This is a genomic window from Pseudomonas sp. DCB_AW, from assembly GCF_026240895.1.
Lineage (GTDB): Bacteria > Pseudomonadota > Gammaproteobacteria > Pseudomonadales > Pseudomonadaceae > Aquipseudomonas > Aquipseudomonas kermanshahensis.
Genome location: NZ_JAPFCE010000099.1, coordinates 1 through 15,308, shown reverse-complemented (window position 1 = coordinate 15,308; position 15,308 = coordinate 1). Strand labels below are relative to the sequence as shown.

General features: G+C 65.1%; 6 protein-coding genes. 5 read left to right on the top strand and 1 reads right to left on the bottom strand.

Translation table 11 applies throughout. The features are described 5' to 3' along the window. Positions 1–477: 477 nt before the first annotated feature. Positions 478–1,206, bottom strand: coding sequence for a sensor histidine kinase KdpD (locus OO306_RS26465; RefSeq protein ID WP_265970276.1), 729 nt, complete (start codon positions 1,204–1,206; stop codon positions 478–480). A gap of 152 nt (positions 1,207–1,358) precedes the next feature. On the opposite strand from OO306_RS26465, the gene OO306_RS26460 reads away from it, so the two are divergent. The 5 genes from OO306_RS26460 to OO306_RS26440 all read left to right on the top strand — a co-directional run bounded on the left by OO306_RS26460 (position 1,359) and on the right by OO306_RS26440 (position 15,295). Next, positions 1,359–9,983, top strand: a complete 8,625-nt coding sequence (locus OO306_RS26460) for a glucoamylase family protein (RefSeq protein WP_265970275.1) — start codon at positions 1,359–1,361, stop codon at positions 9,981–9,983. A gap of 76 nt (positions 9,984–10,059) precedes the next feature. Then, on the top strand, positions 10,060–10,791 hold the full coding sequence (locus OO306_RS26455; protein WP_265970274.1) for a Crp/Fnr family transcriptional regulator: 732 nt from the start codon (positions 10,060–10,062) through the stop codon (positions 10,789–10,791). A gap of 400 nt (positions 10,792–11,191) precedes the next feature. After that, positions 11,192–11,713: a sigma-70 family RNA polymerase sigma factor gene (locus tag OO306_RS26450; RefSeq protein ID WP_099454554.1), complete on the top strand. Its 522-nt coding sequence runs from the start codon at positions 11,192–11,194 to the stop codon at positions 11,711–11,713. Beyond that, positions 11,710–12,684 (top strand): FecR domain-containing protein, encoded by a 975-nt coding sequence (locus OO306_RS26445; protein ID WP_265970273.1) that lies wholly within the window; start codon positions 11,710–11,712, stop codon positions 12,682–12,684. Before OO306_RS26450 ends, OO306_RS26445 begins: the two co-directional genes overlap by 4 nt. A gap of 172 nt (positions 12,685–12,856) precedes the next feature. Next, on the top strand, positions 12,857–15,295 hold the full coding sequence (locus OO306_RS26440; protein WP_265970277.1) for a TonB-dependent receptor: 2,439 nt from the start codon (positions 12,857–12,859) through the stop codon (positions 15,293–15,295). Positions 15,296–15,308: the final 13 nt, after the last annotated feature.

The following is a 15,308-nucleotide window of genomic DNA, read 5'->3' as shown; positions in this document are numbered from 1 at the left end:
CCCCCCCCAGTGTTCAAGCAAAAGAAGGCATACCCGCTGGCATCTCGTGTCTGGAGTACAGCCTTGTGCTCTTCCTATATACGGGCGGGTCATGTGATCACTGCGGTATCGGCAACGCCAGGGTGATGCAGAAAATAGGCGCCTGACCAGGCTGGCAAAGGCTGCACACTTCCCGGTAGGAGCAGCCTTGCGCTGCGAAGAGGCCAGTGAAAATGACGAAGATCTACGGGGCTGTCGCCGGCCTCTTCGCAGCACAAGGTGCTCCTACAAAGGGCGGGTCATGTGATCACTGCGGTATCGGCATCGCCAGGTTGATGCAGAAAACACGTGCCTGAGCCTGGCATGCAATGGCTGCACACTTCCCGGTAGGAGCAGCCTTGTGCTGCGAAGAGGCCAGTGAACATTACGAAGATCAACGGTGCTGTCGCCGGCCTCTTCGCAGCACAAGGCTGCTCCTACAAAGGGCGGGTCATGTGATCACTGCGGGAGTGGCATCGCCAGGGTGATGCAGAAGGTAGTACCCGCCTGCTCGGTCGATGTGACCGAAACTTCACCTGCATGCGCCTGGGCTATCTGCCTGACAATAAACAGTCCCAGCCCAATGCTGCCGGCCTTTGCAGCCCGTTGCTGGCCGCGTACCAGCGGCTCGAACAGGCGCCCAAGCAGCTCGGCAGGGATGGGTACGCCCCAATTGTGTACGCTCACGGTAGCTGCACGCCCATAACTGCGCGATGTCACTTGTATGGGCGCACCGCGCTCGCCATAGGCGACGGCATTGGCGACCAGGTTGCTGACGGCTTGATGAAGGCGGTCCTTGTCGAACAGGGCGCTGCGCTCGCCCAGGTGCAGGTGAATCAAGGGGTAATCGGGGCAGGTCAGGCGCAGCTCTTCCACGCACCTTGCAACAGCCTCTGACAGGTCGCACAGCACAGGATGCAGGGCAATGCCTCGCCCTTCTTGCAGCAACGTGTAGTCCAGAAGGTCCGCCACCAGCCGCTGGGCCCGCGCCACCGAATCGCTGATGGTGCCCAGCAGCTTGAGCGTATCGGCAGTGTGCTGGCGACGCGACAGCAACTCTGCAGCCATGCTCACGGCCTGCAGCGGTGTACGCAGGTCATGGCAGACCATGCCCAGCATCTGCTGGGGCGACACGGTCGGCTTGTACATCGGCGCCGGTAAAGGGGGCATCAGGGCGAGGGAAAGCACGGGGCAAACTCCTATGGCGGAACAGGTTCAACGGGAGGCAGGAGCAGCATGTGCCCTCTACCCGGGCGGGTCTGTTCGCTACCGTACAGACCCAGCCTGCCTGCCCCACGCACACTGCTTATCTACCGGTCAGCTCACGGCACCCGACACCCATGGACAACCCTTGGCTTCGCGCACTCAGCTACGTGCAACGCCTGGCCAACCGTGCCCGGCGCTGGCGCGCGCCACGGCACGCGTTCACTTACGAAAGCCTGCTGCGCTCGGAGCTGTACAGCGCCAAGCAACTGGCCGAGCACGGCACCTGGCTCGCCAGCCAGCACCGCTTGAGCCAGTTGCCTGCCGACGATTCGCTGCTCGACCGCCTGGCCGATAACGAACGCATGCTCTACGCAAGCTGTACCGCCCTCGCCGCCGCCCTGCCCGACTCACGCCCGACGCTGCCTGCCGCGCAGTGGTTGCTCGACAACTTCTACCTGGTCGAAAGCCATATCCGCATCGCCAAACGCCACCTGCCCAGCGATTACAGCCTGCAACTGCCCCGGCTAGACAATGGCGCCTCAAGCGGCTTGCCGCGGGTCTATGACATTGCGCTGGAAACTATCTGCCACGGCGATGGCCGGGTCGACGTCGAGAGCCTGAGCCACTTCGTCGAGGCCTATCAGCAAACCGCCACGCTGACCCTGGGCGAGCTCTGGGCGATCCCGATCATGCTGAGGCTGGCGCTGATCGAGAACTTGCGCCGCGTGGCCGCACGGGTCATGGCCAACGGGGCGGATCGCGACCTAGCCAATGGCTGGGCCGACACCCTCAGCGAAACCGCCGAACGCGATGCCAAAAGCGTGGTGCTGGTGGTGGCCGACATGGCCCGCTCGGAGCCACCGATGACCGCCGCCTTCGTCGCCGAGCTGGCCAGGCGACTGCAGGGCCACAGTAGCGCGTTGACCCAGCCACTGGCCTGGATCGAGCAACTGCTGGGCGAGTCGGCAATGAGCATCGAGCGCCAGGTGCAGCTCGATGCGCAACAACAGGCTATCGACCAGGTCTCCATCAGCAACAGCATCGGCAGCCTGCGGCTGCTGTCGACCGTGGACTGGCGGCTGTTCGTCGAACACCTGAGCCATGTCGAGCAAGTACTCGGCCAAGACCCCGCCGCCGTATACGCAGCCATGGACTTCGCCAGCCGTGATCACTATCGGCACATCGTAGAACAGCTGGCGCGGCACAGCGCCTTCAGTGAAGAGCAGGTGGCACACACCGCCATCGAACTGGCGCGTGCCGCAAGCGCGACGTCGCACCCACAGGCAGCCCACGTCGGCTATTACCTGGCAGGCGCTGGCCTGGCGTTGCTGGAACAGCGCCTGGGGGCGCGGGTGGCGCTTGCCGAGCGCTGGCAGCGCCTGTTGCACCGGGCACCGTTGGCGTTCTACCTGGTGCCGTCGGCGCTGCTCTCGTGCCTGCTGGCCTGGGGCTTCGTCGCGGGCATGGCTGCCGAGGGCTGGCCTGCCTGGGCAGTGACGGCCATGGCCCTTCCCGTGCTGCTGACCACCAGCCGGCTTGCCATCGGCCTGGTCAACTGGCTGGTGACACTGACCGTGAAGCCTGCGTTTCTGCCACGGCTGGACTACGCCGCGGGGATTCCCGTCGAGGCCCGCACCCTGGTCGTGGTGCCGAGCCTGCTGGGCAACGCGGCCGACGTCGAAGAGCTGGTCGAAGGCCTTGAGGTGCGCTACCTGGCCAACCGTGATGACCACCTGCATTTCGCGCTGTTGAGCGACTTCATGGACGCCCCCACACAAACCTGCGCCGAAGACACGGCCCTGCTCGACCTCGCCAGTGACGGTATTGGTGCACTGAACAAGAAATACGGTGAGCGCTTCTTCCTGTTGCACCGGCCGCGGCTGTGGAACCCCACCGAGCGATGCTGGATGGGCCACGAGCGCAAGCGCGGCAAGCTCGCAGCGCTCAATGCCCTGCTGCGCGGACGCGGGGCCGAGTGCTTCATGCGCATCGTCGGCGACCTGCGCACGCTCGATCGGGTGCGCTACGTCATCACCCTGGACACCGACACCCAGTTGCCACGCGATGTGGCGCAGAAGTTTGTCGGTGCCATGCAGCACCCCTTGAACCGCGCCTGCTTCGATGCCGACAGCGGCCGCATCCAGTCAGGCTACGCGATCCTGCAACCACGGGTCGGCATCAGCCTGCCCAGCGTGTCGCGCTCCCCCTACGCCCGCCTGTTCGGCAGCGATGCCGGGGTCGACCCTTACACCCTGGCGGTGTCGGACGTGTACCAGGACCTGTTCCTCAGTGGCTCCTTCATTGGCAAGGGCATTTACGCCGTGGATGCCTTCGAGCGGGCCCTGGACGGGCGCTTTGCCGACAACCGTGTACTCAGCCACGACCTGATCGAAGGCTGCTACGCCCATGCCGGCCTGCTCAGTGACGTGCAGTTGTTCGAGGCGTATCCGGCGCGTTACAGCGCCGATGTAAAGCGCCGCCACCGCTGGATACGCGGCGATTGGCAACTGCTGCCGTGGCTGGTGCCGTGGCTGCGCACCGGCGTCGAAGGCCAGGCGCAGCGCCCGCTGAGCGCGCTGTCGCGGTGGAAGATCTTCGACAACCTGCGCCGCAGCCTGGAGCCGGCCGCGCTGCTGACGGCATTGCTGTGGGGCTGGTTGGCCAGCACCACGCCGCTGCTGTGGACCGTCGCGCTGCTGGGCCTGCTGCTGACCCGCCCACTGCTGGACACGCTGCTCGAACTGGTGCGCAAGACCACTGATGTGCCACTGGCCGAGCACCTGCTTGCCGCCCTGCACACCTCGGGCATCTACTTCGTGCGGGCCGGGTTGTCGCTGGCCTGGTTGCCGTTCGAGACCCGCTACAGCCTGGATGCCATCGCCCGCACGCTGTGGCGGCTGACCGTGAGCAAACGCCGGCTGCTGCAGTGGAACCCTTCGCGGGAGGATGAACGCAACAGTGCCGATACCCTGCAGGCGGTGTATCGCGAGCAATGGGTACAGCCCGCCCTGGTGCTGCTGCTGACGGGCGCCTTGGCGCTACACCCCAGTGTCCTGCTGCTGGCGTCGCCCATTCTGGCGCTGTGGCTGCTTGGCCCGGCCCTGGCCTGGTGGCTGAGCCGCACGCGCGGGCGCAGCGTGTTTGCACCGCAGGCCCAGGACTTGCGTTTTCTGCACCGGCTGGCCAGGCGCAATTGGGCCTTCTTCGACCGCCATGTAGGCCCTGCCGACAACTGGCTGCCGCCCGACAACCTACAGGAGCCGCCCTTCCCCAACATCGCTCACCGCACGTCGCCGACCAACATCGGCATGGCCCTGCTCTCGCACTTGGCCGCCCATGATTTTGGTTACCTGACGGCCGGCCGCCTGTTCCAGCGCCTGACCCAGATGCTCGACAGCCTGGACCACCTGGAGCGCTACAAGGGGCACTTCTACAACTGGTACGACACCCAGACCCGCGCGCCCTTGCACCCGCTGTATATTTCTGCGGTGGACAGCGGCAACCTGGCGGCCCTGCTGCTGACGCTCAAGCCTGGGCTGCTGGCGATGGCCGATACCCCTGTGCTTGACCGCCGCTTGAGCCAGGGCCTGCTGGACACGCTCGATATCCTGCACGAAACGTTCGCCACCGCAGGCCGGGCTGGCGAACCGCTGGAAGCGCTGGGCAAACAGCTGCGGCAAGCCCATGAGCAACCGGCCCCGTTGCCTGCCTCGTTGATGCAGCAGCTCGCCGAGCAAGTACAAGGGCTGATCCAACAATACGCCCCGCCCGCTACCGAGGCCGACGATTGCCTGTTCTGGCTGGAGGCCCTGCATCAGCAATGCCTGGACCTGGCTGGCGAAATTCAGGCCTTGCAACTGCCACCCGGCAATGCGCCGGCGCTTCAGGCCGCGTTGAGCTGGCGCCAGCTTGCGCAGCTAGAGCCGGACCACTGGCCCGCCGACGAACGCCTGACCGTGGCCACCGTCCGCACGCAGGCCTGCCAGCGCATCGAGCAAGCGCACAGCCTGGCGCAGCGGATCGCCGCCATCGCCAGCATGGACTTCAGCTTCCTCTACGACACCCAGCGCGACCTGTTCGCCATCGGCTACAACGCCGATGAACATCGCCTGGACACCGCGTTCTACGACTTGCTGGCCTCGGAAATGCGCCTGACCAACTTCGTGGTCATCGCCCAGGGCCAAGTCCCCCAGGCCAGTTGGTTCGCCTTGGGCCGGCTACTCACCAGCAATGCCGGCGTGCCGGTGCTGTTGTCGTGGTCGGGGTCGATGTTCGAATACCTGATGCCGCTGCTGGTGATGCCGAGCTACGAAGGCACCTTGCTCGACCAGACCTGCCGCGCCGCGGTCGAACGGCAGATCGACCACGGCAACCTGCTGGGCATCCCATGGGGCGTTTCTGAGTCGGCCTACAACGCCCTGGACGCTCACCTGAACTACCAATATCGCGCGTTTGGCGTACCCGGCCTGGGCCTCAAACGCGGCCTGGGCGAAGAACGCGTGGTCGCCCCCTACGCCAGTGCGCTGGCCCTGTTGGTAGCGCCGGGCGCCGCCTGCCGTAACTTGCAACGCCTGAGCACCCTGGGGCTGGCTGGCCGCTTCGGGCTGTACGAAGCCATTGACTACAGCGAGGCGCGCCTCCCCCCGGGCCAGAGCGCCGTGGTGATCCGCTCGTTCATGGCTCACCACCAGGGCATGAGCCTGCTGGCCCTGACTTCCTTGTTGCTGGACAAACCCATGCAACGGCGCTTCACCTCCGACCCGCAATGCCAGGCCAGCCTGCTGCTGTTACAGGAACGCGTGCCGAAAACCGCCGCGCCGTACCTGCATACCCTGCAGGCACCGGCCGTGGACGCGGCAGGCCACACAGGCGAAACCCGGCTACGGGTGTTCAGCGAACCGAACCGGCGCCACCCCGCCGTGCAACTGCTTTCCAATGGCCGCTACCACGTCATGGTCAACCATGTCGGCAGTGGCTACAGCCAGCGCAATGGCTTGGCCGTGACCCGTTGGCGCGAAGACGCCACCCGCGATGACTTGGGCAGCTTCTGCTACCTGCGGGACGTCGCCAGCGGTGCATTCTGGTCAACCACTTACCAGCCCACGCGGCACCGCGGCAGTAATCAGGAGGCTATTTTCAGCGATGGCCGCGCCGAGTTCCGCATCCGTGAAAACGACTTCGACTGCCATACCGAAATAGCCGTGTCCCCCGAAGACGACATCGAACTGCGACGCCTGCACCTGACCAACCACAGTGACCAGCCGCGCACCCTGGAGCTGACCAGCTACGCCGAAGTGGTGCTGGCACCGGCGCTCAGCGATGCCCTGCACCCGGCATTCAGCAAGCTGTTCGTGCAGACCGAACTGGTCCGCCCGCTGCAGGCCATCATCTGCACCCGGCGGCCGCGCTCGCAGCAGGACGCGGTGCCGTGGATGTGCCATGTGCTGGCCGTGCATGGCGCCGACATCGATGCGGTGTCTTACGAAACCGACCGTGCGCGTTTCATCGGCCGTGGCCGCACACTGGTGGCCCCGGCGGCACTGGACCGCCACACCGAGGCCTTGTCCGACAGTGCCGGGGCAGTGCTCGACCCGATCGTGGCGATTCGCTGCCGCATCAGCCTGGCGCCTGGCCAGAAGGCCACGGTCGACCTGGTCACCGGCGTGACCGACAGCCGCGACGCCTGCCTGCAGCAGATTGCCAGGTACCGCGACCGGCACTTGGCCGACCGGGTGTTCGACCTGGCCTGGCCCCATAGCCAGGTGCAGTTGCGACAGCTGAATGGGTCGCTCAACGATGCCCGGCTGTTCGAGCAGATGGCCGCGTCGGTGCTCTACCCCAACGCGGCGCTGCGGGCCAGCGGCGCCCTGCTGGCCAGCAACCGGCGCAGCCAGTCGGGCCTGTGGGGTCAAGGGCTGTCGGGGGACCTGCCGATCGTGCTGGTGCAGATTGCTGACCCGGCCAACTTGCACTTGGTCAAGCAAATGGTGCTCGCCCATGCCTATTGGCGACAGAAGGGTTTGGCGCTGGACCTGGTGATCTGGAACGAAGACCAGGCCGGCTACCGCCAGCAATTGCAGGAGCAGATCATGGGCATCGTCACCTCCGGCAGCGAGGCGGCGCTGCTCGATCGCCCCGGCGGGATCTTCGTGCGCCCGGCGCAGCAACTGTCGGCAGAGGACCGCACCCTTACCCTGTCGGTGGCGCGGCTGGTGCTCAGCGACAGCCACGGCACGCTGGCCGAGCAATTGCATCACCGCCACGCGCCGCCTGCCCCCGCCGTGTTCGAGACAACCCTGGCCTACCCCCCGAGCAAACTCGATAGCCGCTCGCTGGCAGACGCACCGGCACGGGTGCTGGGCAACCGCTACGGCGGTTACAGCGCCGATGGCCGTGAGTACGTCATCGCCCATGCTGATGGCCTGCCACCCCCGGCGCCGTGGGTCAATGTCCTGGCCAACCCGCAGTTTGGCAGCGTGTTGTCGGAGGCCGGCAGTGCCTATACCTGGTACGAGAACGCCCACGAATACCGCCTGACCCCTTGGCACAACGACCCGGTTTGCGACCCCAGCGGCGAAACCCTTTACCTGCGTGACGAAGACAGCGGGCAGTGTTGGTCGCCCACCCCGATGCCTTGCCCAGGCCCTGGCCGTTATCGCACCCGGCATGGCTTTGGCTTCAGCGTTTTCGAATACGCCGACGACGGCCTGGACAGCGAGCTATGGGTGTATGTCGCGCTGGATGCGCCGATCAAGTTCAGTCGGCTCAAGCTGCATAACCGCTCGACGCAGGCGCGACGGTTGTCGGTGACCTGCTTTGTCGAGTGGGTGCTGGGCGACCTGCGCAGCAAGTCGGCCATGCACGTGGTGACTGAAATCGACCCGGCCAGCGGCGCCGTGTTTGCCCGTAACCGCTATGCCGAGGCGTTTGCCCGGCATGTGGGCTTTGTCGATTGCGACCTGCCCTTGTATGGCATTACCTGTGACCGCAGCGAGTTCCTCGGGCGCAATGGCGATTGCCAAGCCCCGGCAGGCCTGCGCCAGGCGCGGCTGTCAGGGCGCACGGGCGCCGGGCTGGACCCGTGCACGGCCGTGCAGGTCAGCGTCCTGCTGCAAGCGGGCGAAAGCCGCGACGTGGTGTTCCGCCTGGGTGCCGGGCCAAACGCCGAGGCCGCCAGCCACTGCGTGCAGCAATACCGAGGGCTGCGCGCGGCCCTGGACGCACTGGCAAAGGTCCAGGCCTACTGGCGCGACACCTTGGGCAGCGTGCAGATCGAAACCCCCGAGCCGTCCCTGGATGTGCTGGCCAACGGTTGGTTGCTGTACCAGGTGATTGCCTGCCGTTTCTGGGCGCGCAGCGGCTTTTACCAGTCCGGCGGCGCCATCGGTTTTCGCGACCAGTTGCAAGACAGCATGGCCATGCTCCACGCCACCCCAGCCCTGGCCCGACAGCACCTGCTGGCGTGCGCCGCGCACCAGTATGCCGAAGGCGATGTGCAGCACTGGTGGCACCCACCGCTGCAGCGCGGGGTGCGTACCCGCTGCTCCGACGACTTGCTGTGGCTGCCGCTGGCAACCAGCCGCTATGTGGCACTGACAGGCGACCACGCGGTGCTGGACGAGCCGGTCGGGTACCTGCAGGGGCGTGCGCTGAATGCCGGCGAAGAGTCCTATTACGACCTGCCCACCCAGGCGAACCTGGTCGAGAGCCTGTACCAGCATTGCCAACGCGCCCTCGGCCATGCCCTGCAATATGGTGCCCACGGCCTGCCGTTGATGGGCAGCGGGGACTGGAACGACGGCATGAACCGCGTCGGTGAACAAGGCCTGGGCGAAAGCGTGTGGCTGGGGTTCTTCGGCCACGAGGTGTTGCGGGCGTTCGCCAGCGTCGCCCTGGGCCACGGCGACAGCGCCTTCGCCCTGCAGTGCAGCCGCCAGGCCGCCACCCTTGCCGAGCACCTGGAGCAGCATGCCTGGGACGGTGGCTGGTACCGCCGCGCCTGGTTCGACGACGGCCAGGTGCTCGGTTCGGCCAGCAACCAGGAGTGCCGCATCGACTCGCTGGCGCAGAGCTGGGCAGTGCTGTCCGGGGTTGCCCCGCATGGACGGGCACGGGCCGCCATGGCCGCGCTGGACAAACACCTGGTGCGCCGCGACATCGGCATCGTCAAGCTGCTCGACCCACCCTTCGACCACGGTGACCTCGACCCCGGCTACATCAAAGGCTACCTGCCCGGCGTACGCGAAAATGGCGGGCAGTACACCCACGCGGCCATCTGGGCGAGCATGGCCTATGCCAGCCTGGGCGATGCCGCCAAGGCTTGGGAACTGCTGCGCTTGATCAACCCGGTGCGCCAGGGCAGCAATGGGTTGATCGACACGTACAAGGTCGAGCCCTATGTGATGGCCGCCGATGTCTACGCCGTCGCCCCTCACGCAGGGCGCGGGGGCTGGAGCTGGTACACCGGCTCCGCTGGCTGGATGTACCGGCTGATCGTAGAGAGCCTGCTGGGCCTGCAACGCTGCGGGGACACCCTGCGGATTCAGCCGCTGCTGCCAGCGGACTGGCCCGGGTACACCCTGCACTACCGATTCGGCAGTACCCCGTACCGCATTGAAGTACGCAACGGCGCTAATGCCGAACTGACCCTGACCCTCGACGGCCAGCGGCTGGCCCAAGCGGTACTGCCGCTCAAGGATGATGGCGTACTGCACCAGGTGATCGCCGAGTACCAGCCGTCCCCTTTGCCCATCAACTGAACGCCGACGGGTATGCAGCACGTGCGCGTGGGGGCTAACCTTGTTGCGACAACCGCTACCCCCGACGGTCCCGAGCATGCAACCCACCTCCAACCCCCGGCAAAATTACCTGTTGGCCGCACTGTCTGCGGAGACATTCGGCCGGCTGGAACCGCACCTGGAACGGGTCAGCCTGCCACTTGGCAAGGCGCTCTACGAGTCCGGCGACACCCTGCGGCATGTGTACTTCCCCACCGATGCGATCGTCTCGTTGTTGTACGTGATGGAGAACGGCGCCTCGGCGGAAATCTCGGTGGTGGGCAATGAAGGGCTGGTTGGCATCGCCGTGTTCATGGGTGGCGAAAGCACCCCCAGCCGCGCGATCGTGCAAAGCGCCGGGCATGCCTATCGCCTGCCATGTCAGCGTTTGAAGGACGAGTTCAACCGCCATGGCGAGCTGATGATGTTGATGCTGCGCTACACCCAGGCATTGATCACCCAGATGGCGCAAACGGCGGTGTGCAATCGGCACCATTCCATCGACCAGCAACTGTGCCGCTGGCTGCTGCTGTCGCTGGACCGCCTGCCGGGCGACCGGCTGTGCATGACCCAGGAACTGATCGCCAACATGCTGGGCGTGCGCCGCGAAGGGGTGACCGACGCCGCTGGCAAACTGCAGCGGCTGGGCGTGATCGAATACAACCGGGGGCATATCAGGGTGCTCGACAGGGCACACCTGGAGCAGCTCAGTTGCGAGTGTTACGCGGTGGTCAGGAAAGAGACCGAACGCCTGCTTCCCTACCTGCCGCCTGTACGTCCTGCCGTTTAGCCAGCGTTATGGCCTGATTTTCTGCTTCGGCTGATAGCTGTACCGCTCTGCCGCAGAGGCTCTGGACGGGTCGGGATGGCCGGAACCTCTTTGGCTTTCCGTCGGCGTCTGCGCCTCGGTATCGTCTTCATCTTTCCCGGTTGGCCAGTCTTCGCCGTGCCCTGGTTCGACAGCGGGGGCATCAGCCTCTGTGAAGCGCTTGCCAGTGGTCATACACACCTCTCAATGCTCAGATGATCTGAGCTACAGCCAGTGTGCGCCTTCCCGGTGGGCAGCAGTTTTATATCGGACCAGAGACCGCCAAGGCATTTGCAGCGCGCGCGTATTGCAGGGCTGCCCAAGCCGTATATATGATAAGCATTATCGTTTGCAACAATGACCCCTGCGGCGGCCGCACTCCATGCTCCCTTCCCCTGATCCCCTTCTGTGCGATGTGGCCTTGCTCTATCGCCAGCAACACAGCTGGCTGACGCGCTGGCTAAGGCTGCGGCTGAACTGCTCGCAAAGCGCAGCGGACCTGGCGCAAGACACCTTCCTGCGCCTGCTGAACAAACAACACGTGCCACAGTTGCATGCACCCCGCACCTTCCTGGCGAAGGTGGCGCAAAGCGTCTTGTGCAACCATTTTCGCCGGCAAAAACTCGAACGCGCCTACCTCGAGGCGCTGGCGACCCTGCCCGAACAGGTCGCGCCCAGCCTGGAAACCCAGGCGATCCTGCTGGAAACCCTGATCGCCCTCGACGCCGCCCTCGACGGCCTGGAGCGCCCGGTGCGCGAGGCGTTCCTGCTGTCGCAGGTGGATGGCCTGGGGCACGCGGACATTGCCGAGCGGCTGGCCGTGTCGATTACCACGGTGAAGCGCTACATCGTCAAGGCAGGCGCCCTGTGCATCATGCTCGATCACAGCCTGGACCTGCCATGAACGGCCAGGGCTCAGCGTCGATCCCCGGCGAGGTGGCCGAGCAGGCCATGCAGTGGCACCTCGAACTGCAAGAGCCGGCCGTCAGCGCTGCCACCCTGGCCGCCTGCATGAGCTGGCGCCAGGCGCACCCGCTGCACGAGCACGCCTGGCAACGGACCCAGGTGTTCGCCCAACGCATGCAGGACATGCGCAGCCCAGGCCAACGCCCCTTGGCCCACGCGGCGCTACGCCAGCAGCTGTCGCGGCGCACGGCGCTCAAGCAACTGTCGCTGCTGATGGCCGCAGGTGCCGGCGCCTGGTACCTGAAAGACGCCGCGCTGGTACAAGACTGGCGCGCGGACTACCACAGCCGCATTGGCGAGCAACGGCGCTTGACGCTGGCCGATGGCACCCAGGTACAGCTGAACACCGACAGCGCCCTTGATGTGGCGTTCGACCATCAGGCACGCCGCTTGCGGTTGCTGCGCGGCGAGGTGCTGATCAGCCGCTCGCCCCGCGCCGATACCCGGCCGCTGTGGGTGGACACCGTGCATGGCCGCCTCGCATCGACACTGGCGCAGTTCAATGTGAGGCTGCACGCCGAGCTCACCCAGGTCAGCGTGTATCAGGGCAGCTTGTCGGTGCAACCCGCCTTGCAGCCCCATCCACCCCTTCTGCTGAGTGCCGGGGAGCAGGCCAGCTTCAGCCGCCAGGGCGTGCTCGACCGTCAGTCCATGCCCCCCGTCGCTCCGGCCTGGAGCCAAGGCATGCTGGTTGCCCAAGGCCAACGCTTGGCGGCCTTTCTCGACGACGTCAGCCGCTATCGCCGTGGGCACCTGGCCTGCGACCCCGCCTTGGCGGACCTTCGTGTGTCAGGCACGTTCCCGCTGGATAACACCGAAAAAATCATCACCGCAGTGGCGGACACCTTGCAGCTCGACGTGCAGCATTTCACCCGCTACTGGGTGACGTTGAAGCCGCGCATGGCCTGACGAAAAAAAAGTTGCACAGAGGTGGTCCGATTTCGCGTCTCACGAGACTTAACCCTCAGCACTTCAAATCAATGGGGGAACACTCGTGAATCGCACCGCACGCAAACGCCAGGGCTGGCAGTTATCGGTTACGCAAAAACTCGCCGGCGCAGTGGTCCAGGGCATCGCTTGCATGAGTGCAAGCGCCCCGCTGCTGCTGACGCCCGGCTGGGCCACCGCTGCCGAGCAGGCGCAGGCCGATTTCGATATCGCTGCCGGCCCACTGGCGCCCGCATTGGCCCGCTTTGGCCAGACCGCGCACATTCTGCTGTCTTACCCCACGGCATTGACCGAGGGCCGCAGCACCAGCGGGCTGCAGGGCCGTTTCGATATCGACCAAGGCCTGGCGATGCTGCTGGCTGGCACTGGGCTTGAAGCCAGCCGCGGCGTCAACGGCAACTATTCGCTGCAAGCCACTGCCGCGGGGGCCCTGGAGCTGAGCGCGGTGTCCATCTCTGGCAAGGCGCCGGGTTCGACCACCGAAGGCAGCGGGCTCTACACCACCTATTCGTCGAGCAGTTCCACGCGCCTCAACCTTACCCCCCGCGAGACCCCGCAATCGCTGACCGTGATGACCCGCCAGCGCCTGGATGACCAGCGTCTGACCAACCTCACCGACGCGCTGGAAGCCGCGCCAGGCATCACCGTGGTTCGCGATGGCCTGGGCTCGGAGAGCGATTCGTACTGGTCGCGCGGGTTTGCCATCCAGAACTACGAGGTCGACGGTGTGCCGACCAGTACCCGCCTGGACAACTACTCGCAGAGCATGGCGATGTACGACCGCATCGAAATCGTGCGCGGCGCCACCGGCCTAATCAGCGGCATGGGCAACCCCTCGGCGACGATCAACCTGATCCGCAAGCGCCCCACCGCCGACGCCCAGGCCAGCATCACCGGCGAAGCGGGTAACTGGGACCGCTATGGCACCGGTTTTGATGTGTCCGGGCCGCTGACCGAAACCGGCAACGTGCGGGGGCGCTTCGTCGCCGACTACAAAACCGAAAAAGCCTGGATTGACCGCTACAACCAGCAATCGCAGCTGATGTATGGCATTACCGAATTCGACCTCAGCGAAGACACCCTGCTGACCGTGGGCTTCAGCTACCTGCGCAGCGACATCGACTCGCCGCTGCGCTCGGGCCTGCCTACGCGTTTCTCGACAGGTGAACGTACCAACCTCAAGCGCTCGCTCAATGCCGCGCCAAGCTGGTCGTACAACGATCACGAGCAAACCAGCTTCTTCACCTCCATTGAGCAGCAACTGGGCAACGGCTGGAGCGGCAAGGTCGAGCTCACCCATGCGGAGAACAAATTCGACGAGCTGTTCAACTTTGCCATGGGTGAGCTGAGCCCGGAGGGCAGCGGCCTGACCCAGTTGCCCGTGCGTTTTTCCGGCACCCCACGCCAAGACAACCTCGACCTGTACGTTACCGGCCCGTTCAGCCTGTTCGGGCGTGACCATGAGTTGATTACCGGCATGACCCTGTCCCAATACCGGGAAAACACCCCAAGCTGGGGCGGCTGGCGCTATGACTACGCCGGCTCGCCAGCGGGTGTGATCGACAACCTGTTCACCTGGGACGGCAAGTCTGCCAAGCCGGACTTCGTCGAAAGCGGCAAGTCATCAATTGACGAAGACCAGTACGCGGCGTACCTGACCTCGCGCTTCAGCGTGACCGACGACCTCAGCCTGATTCTTGGCAGCCGCCTGATCAACTGGAAGCGCGACACCTCGGACAGGCCGTATGGCGGCGACGAAACCGAAGTGAACCGTGAGGAAAACGGCGTATTCATCCCTTATGCCGGCGTGGTCTACGACCTCGACGACACCTGGTCGCTGTACGCCAGCTACACCAAAATCTTCAACCCGCAGGGCTCGTGGGTCACCGACGAGAGCAACAAGCCGCTCGACCCGATGGAAGGTGTCGGCTACGAGCTCGGCATCAAGGGCACACACCTCGATGGCAAGCTCAACTCAAGCCTCGCGGTGTTCAAGCTGGAGCAGGACAACCTGGCCATCTGGCAACACGACAACGTCTACAGCGCCGAACAGGACACCACCTCCAAGGGCATCGAACTGGAGCTGAACGGCGAGCTGGCCGAAGGCTGGCAAGCATCGGCCGGTTATGCCTATTCGGTGACCACTGACGCCGACGACCAGCGCATCAACACCAACCTGCCGCGCAACAGCTTCAAGACCTTCACCAGCTACCGGCTACATGGGCCACTGGACAAGATCACGGTCGGCGGTGGGGTGAACTGGCAGAGCAAAGTCGGCGCCGACCTGCACACCTTCAGCCAGGGCAGCTACGCGGTCACCAACTTGATGGCTCGTTATGACATCAACCAGCACTTGAGTGCATCGGTGAACCTGAACAACGTGTTCGACCGTGAGTACTACAGCCAATCCGGCCTGTACGGCGTTTATGGCGCACCACGCAATGTGATGACGAGTTTCACCCTTCACCGTGCATGGCTACCTGCTGTGGATCGTGCTGGCCTACACCTTGATCGGCAGTGTCCTGACCCACCTGATCGGCAAACCCTTGCACGCGCTCAACTATGCGCGTGAGCAACGGGAGGCG

What these genes read in the sequence shown, in the direction of transcription:
- OO306_RS26460 (WP_265970275.1), top strand. Translation starts at nt 1,359, where the DNA reads ATGGACAACCCTTGGCTTCGCGCACTCAGCTACGTGCAACGCCTGGCC.
- OO306_RS26455 (WP_265970274.1), top strand. Translation starts at nt 10,060, where the DNA reads ATGCAACCCACCTCCAACCCCCGGCAAAATTACCTGTTGGCCGCACTG.
- OO306_RS26450 (WP_099454554.1), top strand. Translation starts at nt 11,192, where the DNA reads ATGCTCCCTTCCCCTGATCCCCTTCTGTGCGATGTGGCCTTGCTCTAT.
- OO306_RS26445 (WP_265970273.1), top strand. Translation starts at nt 11,710, where the DNA reads ATGAACGGCCAGGGCTCAGCGTCGATCCCCGGCGAGGTGGCCGAGCAG.
- OO306_RS26440 (WP_265970277.1), top strand. Translation starts at nt 12,857, where the DNA reads ATGAGTGCAAGCGCCCCGCTGCTGCTGACGCCCGGCTGGGCCACCGCT.